Raw genomic sequence first — 15,539 nt, 5'->3', positions numbered from 1 at the left:
GGCGAAGCCTGCGTTCGGCCGCGCAGCGGTCGTGAAGTCAGAACTCGCGGTGTGTCAGGCAGGCCATGCAAGCCGGGTTGACGACCGCTGCACGGCCGAACGCAGGCTTCGCCAGCTGCTACGGATCGCGTTGCAACGTGGTTGCGCGGGGGAAATCCATGGCGCCTTGGGCCTTTCCTCGACACCCGATAGAAAACGCGCTTTGTAGCAGCTGGCGAAGCCTGCGTCCGGCCGCGCAGCGGTCGTGAATTCAGAACTCGCGGTGTGTCAGGCAGGCCATGCAACTACGGATCGCGTGGATCCAGGGCGATGTGAGTCATGCCGAGGAACGGACTGGCTTCGATGTAACGCATGGCCGACTTCATGTCCTTCCAGCCCACATAGCTCATCAGCGACTTCAGATCCCAGCCACTTTGATGCGCCCAGGTGGCAAAACCGCGACGCAAGGAGTGACTGGTGTAAAGCTCGCCCGCGATACCTGCTCGCGCCAACGCCTGACGCAATAACGGAATCACGCTGTTGGCGTGCAATCCCTCCTCGCCCACATGCCCCCAGCGGTCAATGCCACGGAACACTGGCCCCCGTACCAGTGCCGCCTCGGTAATCCAGTCGATGTAAGCCTGCACCGGACACAAGCGTTGCAAGGCCGGTGTCTGATACGTCTTGCCGAGGTTGTCGCGATCACTCTTGCTGCGCGGCAGATAAAGACTGATGCCGGAACCGGCACTGGCCTGCACGTGCTCCACCTGAAGCCGGCACAACTCATCACTGCGAAAGCCGCGCCAGAAGCCCAGCAGGATCAAGGCCATATCGCGCCTGGCCCGCAGTAACCCCGGTCGGTCGCCTTTAGCCCTGGCGGTCTGCACTTCTTGCTCCAGGCAACTGACCACCTGCTCCAGATGCTGAAGCTGCAAAGGTTCGGCTTGTTTCTCCTGGGCCGGGTGCAGCGCGCGAATGCCCTTGAACACCTTGCGCACCACCGGCGCCTTGGTGGGATCGGCAAAACCCTGGCTGTTGTGCCACTGCGCCAATGCCGACAAGCGCAGTTTCAGCGTATTGATCGACAACACCCCGGCATGGGCCACCAGGTAGCGCGCCACACTGTCGCCGGTGGCCGGCAGAAAACCGCCCCACGTCACTTCGAAGTGTTCGATGGCTGCCCGATAGCTGCGACGGGTGTTGTCGCGCGTCGCGGCTTGCAGGTAACGATCCAGCTCAGTCATGGGGTCAACTCTTGAATTCATACCGCTTTGACGGGTCAAACACCGGTACCGGGTGTATCACACGGGGTAATACCAGTATATCCCGTGTCAGCTACATTCAACATTTAACTTTATTGAATGAATGGTACAATGTGTATTTACGTGGTACGTACCACATCATCAAAACCCGGGAGATCTCATGGCACGCGGCGGTGTAAATAAAGCGGTGGTTCAAGCCGCTCGGTTGGCGATCCTCGCCCGCGGCGAAAACCCCAGCATCGATGCCGTACGCATCGAGATGGGCAATACCGGCTCGAAAACCACGATTCATCGCTACCTCAAGGAGCTCGATGACAGGGTCGAACCTGCCGAAGCGCCGTCGGAACCGATCGACGACGAACTGATGGCGCTGGTGGCGCGGCTCGCACAAAGACTCAAGGAGCAGGCGCAGGAGCCCATCGACCAGGCGCGCGCGCAGTACGAAGAACAACGCAAGGCGCTGGAAAACCAACTCGGCGAAGCGCAAGAGTCCAACAGCGAACTGCACCAGCAATACGAATTCCAAAGCCTGGCGCTGGCCCAGGAATCCGAGGCCCTGCAAGAAACCCGCGCCCTGCTGCAAACGGAGCAGACCCGCAACGCCGGGCTGAACCAGGCGCTGGCCGATTTCGAATTGCGCTTGAAAGACAAGGACGAGCAGATCCGCTCCCTTGAGGAAAAACACCTGCACACTCGCGACGCGCTCGAACACTACCGCAATGCGGTCAAGGAACAACGCGAACAGGAAATGAGTCGCCACGAAGGCCAGGTGCAGCAGCTACAGATGGAACTGCGCCAGGCACAACAAAGCGCGCTGGTACGCCAGGATGAAATCACCCAGTTGCACCGCGACAACGAACGCTTGCTGACTGAAAACTGCGGCACGTTGCGCGAGCTGAGCTTGTTGCAAGAACAGCTCAAGCAAAGCAATACCCGCCAGGATCAGTTGCTGGAACAGGCCACCCGCGTCGACGGCGAGCGCACCCTCCTCCAGGAACGCCTGCGCGTCGCCCTGCTGGAAAGCCAGGCACTCAAACAGAACGTCGACGAGCAGTCGCAGCTCAACAGGTCACTGGAAATGGATCTGGCCAAGACCCGGGCGGATCTGGAAGAACGCGTGCGTCTGGCCGCCAACCTCGCGGCAGCGGCAGACGCAACGAAGGACGACTAGCCGGCGACCGGCGTACGCATGGTGACGAACTCTTCGGCGGCCGTCGGGTGCACCCCGATGGTTTCGTCGAAGTCGCGCTTGGTGGCCCCGGCCTTCAAGGCGATCGCCAGGCCCTGGACGATTTCACCGGCGTCCGGGCCGACCATGTGGCAACCCAGGACCTTGTCGGTCCTGGCGTCCACCACCAGCTTCATCAGCGTGCGCTCCTGGCATTCGGTCAGGGTCAGCTTCATCGGCCGGAAGCGGCTTTCGTAGATCTGCACCTCGTGGCCGGCTTCGCGAGCCTCTTCCTCGGTCAAACCGACGGTGCCGATGTTCGGCAGGCTGAACACCGCCGTCGGGATCATCTTGTAATCCACCGGACGATACTGCTCTGGTTTGAACAGGCGCCGTGCAACCGCCATGCCTTCAGCCAGGGCCACCGGTGTCAGCTGAACACGCCCGATTACATCGCCCAGCGCCAGGATCGACGGTTCGGCGGTTTGAAACAGCTCGTCGACCTCGACAAAGCCTTTCCTGTCGAGTTTGACCCCGGTGTTTTCCAGCCCCAGATTGTCCAGCATCGGACGACGACCCGTGGCGTAGAACACGCAATCGGCCTCCAGTTGGCGACCGTCCTTGAGCGTGACTTTCAGGCTGCCATCGGCCTGCTTGTCGATGCGCTCGATGTCCGCATTGAATTGCAGGTCCATGCCGCGCCTGGTCAATTCTTCCTGCAAATGCTTGCGCACGGAACCGTCGAAGCCGCGCAGGAACAGTTCGCCGCGATACAGCAACGTGGTCTTGGCACCCAAGCCGTGGAAGATCCCGGCGAACTCGACCGCAATGTAGCCACCGCCCACCACCAGCACCCGCTTGGGCAGCTCTTTGAGGAAGAACGCCTGGTTGGAACTGATGGCATGCTCGTGCCCTGGAATCTCCGGAATCTGCGGCCAGCCACCGGTAGCGATCAGGATGTTTTTGGCGGTAAAACGCTCGCCATTGATCTCGACCTGATGCGGGTCGACGATCTTCGCGTGACCTTCATGCAAGGTCACGCCGCTGTTGACCAGCAGGTTGCGATAAATGCCATTGAGGCGATTGATCTCGCGGTCCTTGTTGGCGATCAAAGTCGGCCAGTCGAACTGCGCCTCATCCAGGCTCCAGCCAAAACCGGAAGCCTGTTCGAAGTCTTCGGCGAAGTGCGCACCGTAGACCAGCAATTTTTTCGGCACGCAGCCGACGTTCACACAGGTCCCGCCCAGATAGCGGCTCTCGGCCACGGCCACTTTCGCCCCGAACCCGGCGGCAAACCGCGCAGCCCGCACACCGCCGGAACCGGCACCAATCACATAAAGGTCAAAATCGTAGGCCATATTCAATCTCCTCGGCAGGTGACCAGCATACCTGCAGACATTTGCTGGGCAAGCGTTGCAGTCGATATGGGGCCTGAAAATGAAAAAGCCACCCGAAGGTGGCTTTTCAATACAGTCAGGTCAAAAGCAATCAGTAAGCCTTGCCCGTCTTGTAGAAGTTCTCGAAGCAGAAGTTGGTCGCTTCGATGTAGCCTTCGGCGCCGCCGCAGTCGAAACGCTTGCCCTTGAACTTGTACGCCATGACGCAGCCGTTCTGGGCCTGTTTCATCAGGGCGTCGGTGATCTGGATTTCACCGCCCTTGCCTGGCTCGGTCTGTTCGATCAGGTCGAAGATGTCCGGGGTCAGGATGTAGCGGCCGATGATGGCCAGGTTCGACGGTGCGTCTTCCGGCTTTGGTTTTTCAACCATGCTGTGTACGCGGTAGATGTCGTCGCGGATCATCTCGCCGGCGATTACGCCGTATTTGTTGGTCTCTGCCGGATCGACTTCCTGGATGGCCACGATCGAGCAGCGGAACTGCTTGTACAGTTTGACCATCTGGGTCAGTACGCCGTCGCCTTCGAGGTTGACGCACAGGTCGTCCGCCAGTACCACGGCGAACGGTTCGTCACCGATCAGCGGGCGGCCGGTGAGGATTGCGTGGCCCAGGCCTTTCATTTCGGTCTGGCGGGTGTAGGAGAACGAGCACTCGTCGAGCAGCTTGCGGATGCCGACCAGGTATTTCTCCTTGTCGGTGCCCTTGATCTGGTTTTCCAGCTCGTAGCTGATGTCGAAGTGGTCTTCCAGGGCGCGCTTGCCGCGACCGGTGACGATGGAGATTTCGGTCAAGCCGGCATCCAGTGCTTCTTCGACGCCGTACTGGATCAGTGGCTTGTTCACCACCGGCAGCATTTCTTTGGGCATGGCTTTAGTCGCTGGCAGGAAGCGAGTACCGTAACCGGCTGCTGGGAACAAGCATTTCTTGATCATATAAGTCCTTGAAAGGGCTGTGTGTACGAGTTTCGGCGCAGTCTAATCAGGCGGCGTGCACCTTACAATGCCCCGCGCTGGCTAACCGATGCCAACATAGAGAAATATTCTTGCCGATAGTTCCCTGCTGCGATGCGCAGGTCGCTGCGCAGCCTCTTATGCATAGCAGAGACTTGCGCAAATGCACGGTTTTCTACCGCCCGGAACCAACCACCATACGCCCATCGACACCCCTTGAGTGCGTTTGGCGGTATCATGGCGCGATTGAACCAGACAACGAGGCAAGTAGATGTCGGCAGTAAAAAGCGTCAACGGATTCCTGATCAATCAAGAGAAGGACGGCCAATGGTGGGTGGCCAGTGTCGCCGGTGAAAATATCGCCGGGCCTTTCCCCTCTGAAGCCCTGGCAATCGAAGTGGCCTCGGTGCTGGAGCTTGAGCACCCGGAACCCAAGCGACGCGGCAAGGACAAGAGCTGATCGACGCCCGACGGGAAAAGCCCTGCCTTAGCGCAGGGCTTTTTCATGGATACCGAAAAAGAAGTGGCCTTTCGCTATAACCTTTTACCTGGGACGCTGTCTCAGCCTTAGCCCCCTCCCCTGACGATGATCAAGCCATGAATAGAGTTTTGCCTTTGCTAACGGTATTGGCCCTGAGCGGCTGCGCAACGTCGGAACCAACCTACCTGGCTAACGGAGAGCAAGGTCTGTCGATTGACTGCTCCGGGGAAGCCAATTCCTGGGCGGCGTGCTACGAAAAGGCCGATGCGTCCTGCGCGGGCACCGGCTACAAGATTGTCGGAACCGATGGCACCCCCTCGCTCCAGGAGAGCGAAAAGACCCTCGGCGCCGATGTCGGCAACTTCAAGAGCCGCAACGTCGTGGTGATCTGCAAGTAAGGCGCCGCGCCCTACATATGGATTTCGGCGAATTTGATTCCAAGCCCGCGCACGGTATCGATCAGATCATCAAGCCGGCTGAAGGACTCGACCTCATCATTGTCATCGACCAGGAAATAGCTGCGCCCGGCGCTTTTCTTGAAAAAAACGATCCATTCTCCCAGCTCCGCCGGGTTCTGAATCACGTGGGTGGCAGAGATCAAACCCTCTGCATGGCGCTCCCGGACCTGCTCTCGCTTCATGTTCGACTCCAGAAATAACGATGCCGCCAAAGCAGGACTTGGGCGGCATCGGTGCTGATGGTCGATAGTCTATCAGCCGGAAATGCACTCGTTGGCAGCATTCTGTACGTCCTTTGGCCGCACCGGGACATTGGACATGCTCTCGTGCAGCTTGATGCTGCTGCCGCCGGAGCGTTCTTCAATGTCAAACACGGCAGACGGACCGGAGGAGAACTTGAGCGGCACGATCACGCGCAAGCCATCCTTGTGCGGCTGGATCTGCAAGGCGCCACGGCTATCGGCCAGCTTTTCGCTCAGGCATTGCGCATACTCATGGGGCTTCTTGCCGGAAATCACGTTCATCGTCGGCAAGGACTCGTTGATCTGCGAGACGTTCGCGCAACCACTAATCGTCAATGCCATCGGCAACAACCACAAACCCCACTTCATACCAAACCTCCGATAAAGAAGCTCGGACAGCGCAACTGCAATTTTTCTCCGAGACAAACTGCTTTATCGCTCATCAAATGTGAAATAAGCGTTTTTAATTGTCGAAGCGGCCGGATAATAAGGCGTTCGGGCTGATAAACTGCGCCAATCGCCCATGCTATCGTTTTGATTTTGTAGAAAAAGCCCTTCTGGAGGCGCCCCATGAAATTTATCCATCAGCGCGAGCACCTCAATGAAGACGACATTGTCGTCATTCAATGCTCCCAAATGTGCAACATCCGCTTGATGAACGACGCCAACTTCCGCAGCTTCAAGAATGGCGGCCGTCACACCTATCACGGCGGTGCATTCGACACGTTTCCGGCCCGCATCACGGCCCCGAGCACCGGCTTCTGGAACATCACGATCGACACCGTCAACCGCCGCGCCATCAGCGTGACGCGCAAACCCACCCTGACGCACTCGATCAAAATCATTCGCCGCTCCAGCACGAAACTCAGCTGATCAGCGAACCCGAAACACAAGACAGGCAGATACAACCGTGGCCCAAACGACCAAGTACGTCATCAAATACAAACTCAACGGCGAGCGCCGCTTCGAGTTTGCCCAGCTTGAAAACGGCACCCCGGAAGAAGCCAGGGCGGCGCTGGATGCCATTCATGGACAGGACGACGTCATCAGCGAAATCAGCGTCAGCAAAGCGCTGTAACACGATCCGGAGCGACAATGGACGTCGCTTCCCGCTCGCAGTTCGACCGCAAGCAGCGGAGTGCCAGCTTTATTTTTGCCTTGCAGACTGGCCACCTCAACAACAAGAGGCCCGGCAATGAGCGAGCAATATCTGGACAGGCTGGACTGGCCCCGGCTGGAGCAGCAACTTGATCAGGACGGTTACGCCGTCATCCCGTCACTGCTGAGCCACAAGGCTTGCGAGCAGGTCAGCGCCTTGTATCCTCGAAACGAGCTGTTTCGCGCCCACGTGGTGATGGCTCGCCATGGGTTCGGCCGAGGTGAGTACAAGTATTTCAGCTACCCGCTGCCGGAACTTGTGGCCCGCTTGCGTAACGCGCTTTACCCGCGACTGGTGCCCATCGCCAATCGCTGGCAAGAACTGTTGGGCTTGCCGGAGCGTTTTCCGGAAAACCATCCAGCCTTCCTCGAACGTTGCCATGCCGCTGGTCAGAACCGTCCGACCCCCTTGTTGCTGCTATATGGTCCGCAGGACTACAACTGTTTGCATCAGGATCTATACGGTGAACACGTTTTCCCGCTGCAAGTGACGATTCTGCTGTCAGACCCGGTTCAAGACTTCACCGGCGGCGAATTTGTCCTGACCGAACAGCGCCCGCGAATGCAGTCACGCCCCATGGTTATCGGCCTGAAGCAAGGTGACGGGGTGATCTTTGCGGTCAATCAGCGGCCGGTCAAAGGGACTCGCGGTTACTACCGCGTGACCTTGCGCCACGGCGTGAGTCGCCTGCACAGCGGCAAACGGCATACCCTTGGAATCATCTTTCACGATGCGTCATGAGCCCATGAATCCGCTGACTTTCGATCTGTTTGCCGATACGGAGCCCGAGCAACAGCCCAGGCGCGAGCAGATCGGCGAACAGTCCTACGTACTCAGGGGCTTCGCCCTGCCTTGGCTCGAGCGTTTGCTGCCTGCCCTGGACGAAGTGCTGGCGGCCGCGCCGTTTCGGCAGATGGTCACACCCGGCGGTTTCACCATGTCGGTTGCCCTGAGCAGTTGTGGCACATTCGGCTGGACCACGGACCGCAGCGGTTATCGGTACACCCATGACGATCCACAAACCGGCCAGCCCTGGCCAATGATGCCCGAGGTGTTTTTCCAACTGGCACAAGCGGCGGCACTGGCAGCGGGTTTCGCCGATTTTGCGCCAGACTCCTGCCTGATCAACCGCTATGTCCCCGGGGCGAAAATGTCATTGCATCAGGACAAGGACGAACATTCCTACGCAGCCCCCATTGTTTCGGTATCCCTGGGTTTGCCGGCGATGTTTCTGTTCGGCGGCTTTGTACGCAGCGATAAAAGTCAGCGCGTTCCCCTGCTCCATGGTGACATCGTGGTCTGGGGTGGCGTGGATCGCCTGCGTTATCACGGTGTGCTGCCGATCAAGGACGGCCATCATCCGAAGCTGGGCGAGCAACGCATCAACTTCACTTTCCGTACCGCCGGATAAAGGCATCGAATTTGACCGCAAGCGCCGGAGTGTGTGGCAATTGCCCCATGGTTAATGTGCAGGCAACCCCCTCAATGGACTTGACGCCATGACAACCCAATCGACCAAGATCACCATCGAAAACGATCCGCGCTGGGCCGCCGTGGTCGCACGCGACCCCAAGGCTGACGGGCAGTTTGTCTATGCCGTGAAGACAACGGGCATCTACTGCAACCCCAGCAGCCTGGCGCGCTTGCCCAAACCACAGAATGTCGAATTCTTCGATAGCGCCGAACAGGCCCGGGCAGCGGGTTATCGTCCGAGCAAGCGCGCGGCGAAGGATCAGAGCGAACTCGCCGCGCAACATGCCGCCACCGTGGCCGCCGCGTGCCGCCAGATCGAAAGCGCCGAAACGCTGCCTGCGCTGGGCGAATTGGCCGAGGCGGCGGGCTTGAGCAGCTTCCACTTCCATCGCGTGTTCAAAGCCGTCACCGGCCTGACGCCCAAGGGCTACGCCGACGCCCATCGCTCACGCAAGGTACGCGAGCGACTGGCGGACGGCGGTTCGGTGACCGATGCCCTGTATGACGCCGGCTTCAACTCCAACAGCCGGTTTTATGAAGCGGCAGACCAACTGCTGGGAATGAAACCCGGGGACTACCGCGCGGCCGGTCAAAACAATGACATTCGTTTTGCCGTCGGCCAGTGTTCGCTGGGCGCGATTCTGGTGGCGCAGAGTGAACGCGGGGTGTGCGCGATCCTGCTGGGCGATGATCCGCATCAACTGGTCTGTGATCTGCAGGACAAATTCCGCCGCGCCAACCTGATAGGTGCCGATCATGAGTTCGAGCAATTGATTGCCAGGGTGATCGGCTTTATCGAGGCGCCGGCCATTGGCCTCGATTTGCCCCTGGACGTACGCGGTACGGCGTTTCAGGAGCGTGTCTGGCAAGCACTGCGGGAGATTCCCGTGGGCAGCACTGCCAGCTACGCCGATGTCGCCCAGCGCATCGGTCAGCCAAAAGCCGTTCGCGCCGTGGCCCAGGCCTGTGGTGCGAACAGCCTGGCCGTGGCGATCCCTTGCCATCGCGTGGTGCGCAGCGATGGCAATCTGTCGGGCTATCGCTGGGGGGTCGAGCGCAAACGCCAGCTGCTGGAGCGTGAGTCGCAGTGATCAGCGATTGACATCCACCACCACGCGCCCACGCAACTGCCCGGCCAGCAAGCGTGGTGCGGCTTCGATGGCATCGCTCAAGCCGATTTCGTGACTGATCAGCGGCAACAGGTTGAAGTCCAGATCCCGGGCCAGGCGATTCCAGGCTTCCACGCGCCTGGCTTTGGGCTGGGTCACGCTGTTGATGCCGGCCAGGGTCACGCCGCGCAAGATAAACGGCGCAACGGATGCCGGAAAGTCCATGCCCTGGGCCAGACCGCAGGCCGCGACGGTGCCATTGGCCTTGGTGCTGGCGCACGCGTTGGCCAGGGTGTGGCTGCCGACCGAGTCGATGACGGCCGCCCAGCGCTCCTTGGCCAACGGCTTGCCCGGCTCGGACAAGTTGGCGCGATCGATGATTTCGCTGGCGCCCAGTTGCTTCAGGTACTCGTGCTCAGAGGTCCGTCCGGTGGACGCGACCACCCGGTAACCGAGCCTGCTCAGCAAGGCGATGGCGAAACTGCCGACGCCGCCGTTGGCGCCAGTCACCAGAACTTCGCCCTGCCCTGGCGTCACACGGTTGTGCTCCAGCGCGAGGATGCACAGCATGGCCGTGTAGCCCGCCGTACCGATGGCCATCGCCTGGGCCGCGGTAAACGCCTTGGGCAGCGGAATCAGCCAGTCACCGTTCAGGCGTGCCTTCTGCGCCAGTCCACCCCAATGCCCTTCCCCTACGCCCCAGCCATTGAGCAGGACCGGGTCACCGACCTTGTAGTCCGGATGCCCGCTGGCTTCGACGACACCGGCCAGGTCGATGCCCGGCACCATCGGGAATTTACGCACCACCGGACTGCTGCCGGTAATTGCCAGGCCATCCTTGAAATTCAGCGTGCTGTAGGCAACACGCACCGTGACATTGCCCTCGGGTAACTGATCGTCCTGGATCTCCTGCAGTGTGGCCCGGTAACCGCTGTCGTCTTTGTCGATCAAAATGCCTTTGAACATTACGGCCTCTCAATGGAATCAGTCTGGTGGTGGAACCATTGAAATAACACATGGCAACGGATTGCCGTACCCGACTTTAAGCCAATCAGCCAACCCATCGGGCGCCGAAGAAAGCCTGGCGAACTGAAATGACGACTGGCCTTGCGCCAATCGTTGCGTTACAAATCCTGTTCTACCGTCCCTGCCCTGCTTCAACGTCGGAGAACACAGCACATGAACCCATGGCCAGATACCCGCATTCTTGACCTGCTCGGGATCGAACTGCCGATCATTCAGGGGCCGATGGCCGGTGCCACCAACTCGTCCATGGTGATTGCAGCCTGCAATGCCGGCGGGTTGGGCTCGATGCCAGCGGCGATGCTCAGCACGGATCAACTGCGCGAAGAGCTCAAAACCATCCGCCAACACACCCGGCGCCCGATCAACGTCAATTTCTTCTGTCATCAGCCTCCAGCCCCTGATGAGCAACGCGCGCAGAACTGGAAAAACCTGCTGCAACCCTACTACCAGGAACTCGGCGCCGATTTCGATGCGCCAACCCCCGTGTCCAATCGGGCGCCGTTCGATGACGCGGCCTGCCAAGTGATCGAAGAATTTCGCCCTGAAGTGGTGAGTTTTCACTTTGGCCTACCGGAAAAATCCCTGCTCGACCGGGTCAAGGCCACCGGTGCGAAGGTACTGTCCTCGGCCACCACCGTCGCAGAAGCGGTGTGGCTGGAGCAGCATGGCTGCGATGCAATCATTGCCATGGGTTTTGAGGCCGGAGGCCATCGCGGGATGTTCCTCAGCGATGACCTGAGCAGCCAGGTGGGGACTTTCGCCCTGGTGCCGCAAGTCGTCGATGCTGTAAAAGTGCCGGTGATTGCCGCTGGCGGCATCGCTGATGCACGAGGCGTCGCCGCCGCCTTCATGCTGGGCGCTTCGGCGGTGCAGGTGGGCACGGCGTACCTGTTCACCACGGAAGCCAAGGTCAGCCCGTCCCATCACAAAGCGTTGCGCACCGCCAAGGAAAGCGAGACGGCGGTTACCAACGTGTTCACCGGTCGCCCGGCCCGGGGCATCCTTAACCGGGTGATGCGTGAACTGGGGCCCATGAGCGCCAAGGCCCCGGCCTTCCCCCTGGCCGGTGGCGCGTTGATGCCGTTGCGGGCCAAAGGTGAAGCGGACTTCAGCAACCTCTGGGCCGGCCAGGCATTTACTCTCGGCGTTGAATTGAGCACCGAAGCATTGACTCGAAAACTGGCTGAAGAAGGTTTAGCGAGGCTGTCAGGTCGCTCCTGAGCATCAGTCTCATTAAAATTGTATACAATTGCGCAGCAACACATTCCGTTCAAAGGCAATTCGCTATATATTTATGTACATAACGATTTACCCCTGCCGCAATTGCCTTTAACGGAGCCGTTTCATGACCATTCGTGCCTCACGTTTTGCCCCGACCTGCCTGGCGAGCCTGCTCGCCGTATTCGCCTTCGGCTCAGCCCAGGCGGACGAAGTCCAGGTGGCTGTCGCCGCCAACTTCACCGCGCCCATCCAGGCCATCGCCGCTGATTTCGAAAAGGATACCGGGCATAAACTGGTCACCGCCTTTGGCGCCACCGGGCAGTTCTACACCCAGATCAAAAACGGCGCGCCGTTCGAAGTGTTCCTCTCGGCAGACGACAGCACCCCGAAAAAACTCGAAGCCGAAGGCGACACCGTCAAGGGTTCGCGCTTCACCTACGCAGTCGGCACCCTGGCGCTATGGTCGGCCAAGGAAGGCTACGTCGATGCCAAGGGCGATGTGCTGAAAAAGAACGAATACCAGCACCTGTCCATCGCCAATCCGAAGGCTGCGCCTTACGGCCTGGCGGCGACCCAGGTGCTGGCCAGGGAAGGTCTGACCGACAAGGTCAAGGACAAGATCGTTGAAGGCCAGAACATCACCCAGGCCTACCAGTTCGTCTCCACCGGCAACGCCGAGCTGGGTTTTGTCGCCCTGTCGCAGATCTACAAGGACGGCAAGATCACCAGCGGTTCGGCCTGGATCGTTCCGGCCAGCCTGCACGACCCGATCAAACAGGACGCCGTGATTCTCAACAAGGGCAAGGACAACCCGGCCGCCAAGGCATTGGTTGACTACCTCAAGGGGCCGAAAGCGGCAGCTGTCATCAAGTCCTACGGCTACGAAATCTAAATGTCGCTATCGAGTGCCGATTTTTCCGCCATCTGGCTGACCCTGAAACTGGCGTCCCTGACGACCGTCATCCTGCTGATTGTCGGCACTCCGATAGCGTTATGGCTGTCGCGCACCCGTTCCTGGTTGCGCGGCCCGGTCGGGGCGATTGTCGCCCTGCCCCTGGTGCTGCCACCGACGGTGATTGGTTTTTATCTGTTGCTGGCCCTCGGCCCTCACGGGTTCCTTGGACAGCTTACCCAGTCACTCGGCCTTGGCACCCTCACTTTCAGCTTTGCGGGGCTGGTCATCGGTTCGGTGTTGTATTCGATGCCGTTTGTGGTCCAGCCGCTGCAAAACGCTTTTTCCGCCATCGGCACGCGCCCGCTCGAAGTGGCCGCGACCTTGCGGGCCAATCCCTGGGACACCTTTTTCAGCGTGACGCTGCCCCTGGCCCGCCCGGGTTTCATTACCGCGGCCATTCTCGGTTTCGCCCACACCGTCGGCGAATTCGGCGTGGTGCTGATGATCGGCGGCAACATTCCCGAGAAGACCCGTGTGGTCTCGGTGCAGATCTACGATCACGTCGAAGCCATGGAATATGCCCAGGCCCATTGGCTGGCCGGGGCGATGCTGGTGTTCTCGTTTGTCGTCCTGCTGGCGCTGTATTCCAGCCGTAAAACCAAAGCGGGCTGGAGCTGATCGATGATTCAAATGCGTCTGAAACTACGATATTCAGGCTTCGCCCTGGACGTCGACCTGCAACTGCCGGGCCGTGGCGTCACGGCGCTTTACGGCCACTCCGGCTCGGGAAAGACCACTTGCCTGCGCTGTATCGCCGGCCTGGAACGGGCCGATCAAGGCTTTATCCAGGTCAACGATGAAGTCTGGCAAGACAGCGACAACAGGATCTTCGTCGCGCCGCACAAACGCGCGCTCGGCTACGTGTTCCAGGAAGCCAGCCTGTTTCCCCATCTGTCGGTGCTGGCCAACCTGGAGTTTGGACTCAAGCGCATCCCCAGGCCACAGCGTCGGGTCGACATGGCCCACGCCACCGAGTTGCTGGGCATCAGCCATTTGCTGGACCGGCACCCGCAACACCTTTCAGGCGGAGAGCGTCAGCGCGTCGGCATCGCCCGCGCCTTGCTCACCAGCCCGAAACTGCTGTTGATGGACGAACCCCTGGCGGCGCTGGATGCCCAGCGCAAGGGTGAAATCCTGCCCTACTTGCAGCGCCTGCACGACGAACTCGACATCCCGGTGCTGTACGTCAGCCACTCCCAGGATGAAGTCGCGCGGCTGGCCGACCATATCGTGTTGCTCAGCAACGGCAAGGCACTGGCCAGCGGCCCGATCGGCCAGACCCTGGCACGCCTCGATTTGCCGCTGGCAATGGGGGATGACGCCGGTGTGGTGATCGAAGGTCGCGTCAACGCCTATGACGCCGACTATCAATTGCTCAGCCTGCAATTGCCCGACACCAGCCTGGACATTCGCGTGCCGCATACGCCGATGGACGTGGGCCAGGCACTGCGCTGCAAGGTCCAGGCGCGGGATGTGAGCCTGAGTCTGGACAATGCCGGGCACAGCAGCATTCTCAATCGCCTGCCGGTCACCGTGGTCAGTGAAATGAACGCCGATAACGCCGCCCACGTGCTGATTCGCCTGGACGCCGCCGGCACTCCACTGCTTGCGCGGATCACGCGTTATTCCCGTGATCAATTGAACGTCCATCCCGGCCAGCCACTCTGGGCGCAAATAAAAGCGGTTGCGGTGCTGGCGTAAATCCGAAGGCACGACTGCGCCGGGCAGAGGCCGGCGCCTGAACCGACGAATTGACCTGTCTATTTTTTGCACGATCAGCAATGACTTCTATAGTTGAACTGAACACGAATCCGCTGCGGAGACGCCATGGAAGACATTTTCGTCGTCAAGCGTTGCAACAAGATCATCATCCATGGCCGCCGTGAGGGTGAAGTTGACCACCTGCCACCGGATGCCGCGGTCTGGTACCGCATCGCCGATACCCGCACCCAAGGCTTTATCGGTGATGGCTACGAGGTTGAAGAGGACGCCGTGCGTGTTTGCCGTCAGTTGAACGCTAAATCACAAGTGACAGCCCGACAAGGATGACGGCCCATCGCCATTTTTTTAACGGGTCTATACTGAAAGAGTTGAAGGATCGATAACCCATTCGGCAGACAGCTCGCTCCAGGCGGGCTTTTTGCTGCCATACACAGGTTTCTTGAACGGAGGTGTCTCCCATGTCCGAAAAAGAGTCCATCACCACCCTGCTCACCTTGCTGGATTCCCGTCAGGCTCGCTTGGCCGCGGCCTGCAAGGAAATAGCCGACTGGGTCGATCATCAAGGCGGACACCCCACCGCCCTCAGAATTCGTGATCGCCTGAACGACATCGAAAAGGACACGCCGCTGATCCGGCACACTCTGTCGTCTCTCCAGCCTGTCGACCGGCCTCTGCCTCGGTTCAGATGATCCGTCACGGATTTACGGTGCGAGGACAGGCCTGATTCGGGCTGCATGATCGGTGCTGACGTTTCCGAGCGTCTGGCTGCCTGATTGACTTCAACCCTCTCCCACGACCCGGCCCGATGCTGGGTTTTTTGTTGCCCAAATCCAATCGAACCAATGCCGATCAGTTAAGCGCTAATGCGATCTGTAGCAGCTGCCGAGCCCGCGAGGCTGCGTTCGGCTGCATAGCAGTCGTGAGTCCAGCTGACGCGG

21 protein-coding genes are annotated in these 15,539 nt (G+C 59.8%); 14 read left to right on the top strand and 7 right to left on the bottom strand.

Annotated elements, in window-relative coordinates; all coding sequences use genetic code 11:
* Window positions 1-284: 284 nt before the first annotated feature.
* On the bottom strand, window positions 285-1,223 hold the full coding sequence (locus tag AC07W4_RS27255) for a site-specific integrase (protein ID WP_495034650.1): 939 nt from the start codon (window positions 1,221-1,223) through the stop codon (window positions 285-287).
* 178 nt (window positions 1,224-1,401) lie between these two features.
* Between AC07W4_RS27255 and AC07W4_RS27250 the strand changes: the two genes are divergently transcribed.
* On the top strand, window positions 1,402-2,412 hold the full coding sequence (locus tag AC07W4_RS27250) for a DNA-binding protein (protein WP_495034649.1): 1,011 nt from the start codon (window positions 1,402-1,404) through the stop codon (window positions 2,410-2,412).
* Here the strand turns inward: AC07W4_RS27250 and gorA are convergent.
* A complete protein-coding gene (gorA, locus tag AC07W4_RS27245; protein ID WP_495034648.1) occupies window positions 2,409-3,767 on the bottom strand; it encodes a glutathione-disulfide reductase in 1,359 nt (452 codons plus the stop codon). The genes AC07W4_RS27250 and gorA overlap by 4 nt on opposite strands.
* A 130-nt stretch (window positions 3,768-3,897) precedes the next feature.
* Window positions 3,898-4,737, bottom strand: a complete 840-nt coding sequence (galU, locus tag AC07W4_RS27240) for a UTP--glucose-1-phosphate uridylyltransferase GalU (protein ID WP_007985503.1) — start codon at window positions 4,735-4,737, stop codon at window positions 3,898-3,900.
* 289 nt (window positions 4,738-5,026) lie between these two features.
* Here galU and AC07W4_RS27235 point away from each other — a divergent pair, with 289 nt between their 5' ends.
* Both AC07W4_RS27235 and AC07W4_RS27230 read left to right on the top strand, forming a co-directional pair.
* The gene (locus tag AC07W4_RS27235) at window positions 5,027-5,215 is read left to right on the top strand and encodes a hypothetical protein (RefSeq protein ID WP_007985505.1); all 189 of its coding nucleotides are present in this window, start codon (window positions 5,027-5,029) and stop codon (window positions 5,213-5,215) included.
* 137 nt (window positions 5,216-5,352) lie between these two features.
* Entirely contained in the window at window positions 5,353-5,634 is a 282-nt protein-coding gene (locus AC07W4_RS27230) for a hypothetical protein (protein ID WP_008053027.1), read from the top strand.
* Between the two features lie 11 nt (window positions 5,635-5,645).
* Here the strand turns inward: AC07W4_RS27230 and AC07W4_RS27225 are convergent, their stop codons facing one another.
* The 3 genes from AC07W4_RS27225 to AC07W4_RS27215 form a co-directional block, all read right to left on the bottom strand.
* Window positions 5,646-5,876 (bottom strand): hypothetical protein, encoded by a 231-nt coding sequence (locus AC07W4_RS27225; protein ID WP_008053025.1) that lies wholly within the window; start codon window positions 5,874-5,876, stop codon window positions 5,646-5,648.
* A 72-nt stretch (window positions 5,877-5,948) separates the two neighbouring features.
* Window positions 5,949-6,305, bottom strand: coding sequence for a hypothetical protein (locus AC07W4_RS27220; protein ID WP_008053024.1), 357 nt, complete (start codon window positions 6,303-6,305; stop codon window positions 5,949-5,951).
* On the bottom strand, window positions 6,302-6,508 hold the full coding sequence (locus tag AC07W4_RS27215; protein WP_162130370.1) for a hypothetical protein: 207 nt from the start codon (window positions 6,506-6,508) through the stop codon (window positions 6,302-6,304). The genes AC07W4_RS27220 and AC07W4_RS27215 overlap by 4 nt, the downstream gene beginning before the upstream one ends.
* On the opposite strand from AC07W4_RS27215, the gene AC07W4_RS27210 reads away from it, so the two are divergent.
* The 5 genes from AC07W4_RS27210 to ada all read left to right on the top strand — a co-directional run bounded on the left by AC07W4_RS27210 (window position 6,507) and on the right by ada (window position 9,659).
* The gene (locus tag AC07W4_RS27210; RefSeq protein ID WP_007912251.1) at window positions 6,507-6,809 is read left to right on the top strand and encodes a DUF1883 domain-containing protein; all 303 of its coding nucleotides are present in this window, start codon (window positions 6,507-6,509) and stop codon (window positions 6,807-6,809) included. The two genes, AC07W4_RS27215 and AC07W4_RS27210, sit on opposite strands and share 2 nt — an antisense overlap.
* Window positions 6,810-6,846: 37 nt before the next feature.
* Entirely contained in the window at window positions 6,847-7,014 is a 168-nt protein-coding gene (locus tag AC07W4_RS27205) for a hypothetical protein (RefSeq protein ID WP_008053023.1), read from the top strand.
* A gap of 117 nt (window positions 7,015-7,131) precedes the next feature.
* Window positions 7,132-7,836 carry a 2OG-Fe(II) oxygenase gene (locus AC07W4_RS27200; RefSeq protein ID WP_495034647.1) on the top strand — a complete coding sequence of 235 codons (705 nt, stop codon included), beginning with the start codon at window positions 7,132-7,134 and terminating at the stop codon, window positions 7,834-7,836.
* Window positions 7,826-8,506 carry a DNA oxidative demethylase AlkB gene (alkB, locus tag AC07W4_RS27195; RefSeq protein ID WP_495034646.1) on the top strand — a complete coding sequence of 227 codons (681 nt, stop codon included), beginning with the start codon at window positions 7,826-7,828 and terminating at the stop codon, window positions 8,504-8,506. Before AC07W4_RS27200 ends, alkB begins: the two co-directional genes overlap by 11 nt.
* 88 nt (window positions 8,507-8,594) lie before the next feature.
* Window positions 8,595-9,659 (top strand): bifunctional DNA-binding transcriptional regulator/O6-methylguanine-DNA methyltransferase Ada, encoded by a 1,065-nt coding sequence (gene ada / locus AC07W4_RS27190; RefSeq protein ID WP_008053017.1) that lies wholly within the window; start codon window positions 8,595-8,597, stop codon window positions 9,657-9,659.
* Here ada and acuI read toward each other — a convergent pair whose 3' ends face one another.
* Window positions 9,660-10,643: an acrylyl-CoA reductase (NADPH) gene (gene acuI, locus AC07W4_RS27185; RefSeq protein WP_495034645.1), complete on the bottom strand. Its 984-nt coding sequence runs from the start codon at window positions 10,641-10,643 to the stop codon at window positions 9,660-9,662.
* Between the two features lie 213 nt (window positions 10,644-10,856).
* On the opposite strand from acuI, the gene AC07W4_RS27180 reads away from it, so the two are divergent.
* The 6 genes from AC07W4_RS27180 (at window position 10,857) to AC07W4_RS27155 (ending at window position 15,290) form a co-directional block, all read left to right on the top strand.
* The gene (locus tag AC07W4_RS27180) at window positions 10,857-11,924 is read left to right on the top strand and encodes an NAD(P)H-dependent flavin oxidoreductase (protein ID WP_495034644.1); all 1,068 of its coding nucleotides are present in this window, start codon (window positions 10,857-10,859) and stop codon (window positions 11,922-11,924) included.
* A 124-nt stretch (window positions 11,925-12,048) separates the two neighbouring features.
* On the top strand, window positions 12,049-12,816 hold the full coding sequence (gene modA, locus AC07W4_RS27175) for a molybdate ABC transporter substrate-binding protein (protein WP_495034643.1): 768 nt from the start codon (window positions 12,049-12,051) through the stop codon (window positions 12,814-12,816).
* On the top strand, window positions 12,817-13,497 hold the full coding sequence (gene modB, locus AC07W4_RS27170) for a molybdate ABC transporter permease subunit (RefSeq protein WP_046038408.1): 681 nt from the start codon (window positions 12,817-12,819) through the stop codon (window positions 13,495-13,497). It abuts the gene before it with no gap.
* Between the two features lie 3 nt (window positions 13,498-13,500).
* The gene (modC, locus tag AC07W4_RS27165) at window positions 13,501-14,580 is read left to right on the top strand and encodes a molybdenum ABC transporter ATP-binding protein (RefSeq protein WP_495034642.1); all 1,080 of its coding nucleotides are present in this window, start codon (window positions 13,501-13,503) and stop codon (window positions 14,578-14,580) included.
* 126 nt (window positions 14,581-14,706) lie between these two features.
* A complete protein-coding gene (locus AC07W4_RS27160) occupies window positions 14,707-14,928 on the top strand; it encodes a hypothetical protein (protein ID WP_008053010.1) in 222 nt (73 codons plus the stop codon).
* A gap of 131 nt (window positions 14,929-15,059) precedes the next feature.
* Entirely contained in the window at window positions 15,060-15,290 is a 231-nt protein-coding gene (locus AC07W4_RS27155; RefSeq protein WP_007975977.1) for a hypothetical protein, read from the top strand.
* Window positions 15,291-15,539: the final 249 nt, after the last annotated feature.

This window comes from Pseudomonas sp. GW821-FHT02A08, from assembly GCF_059422045.1.
This window is presented reverse-complemented; position numbering and strand designations above follow the sequence as displayed.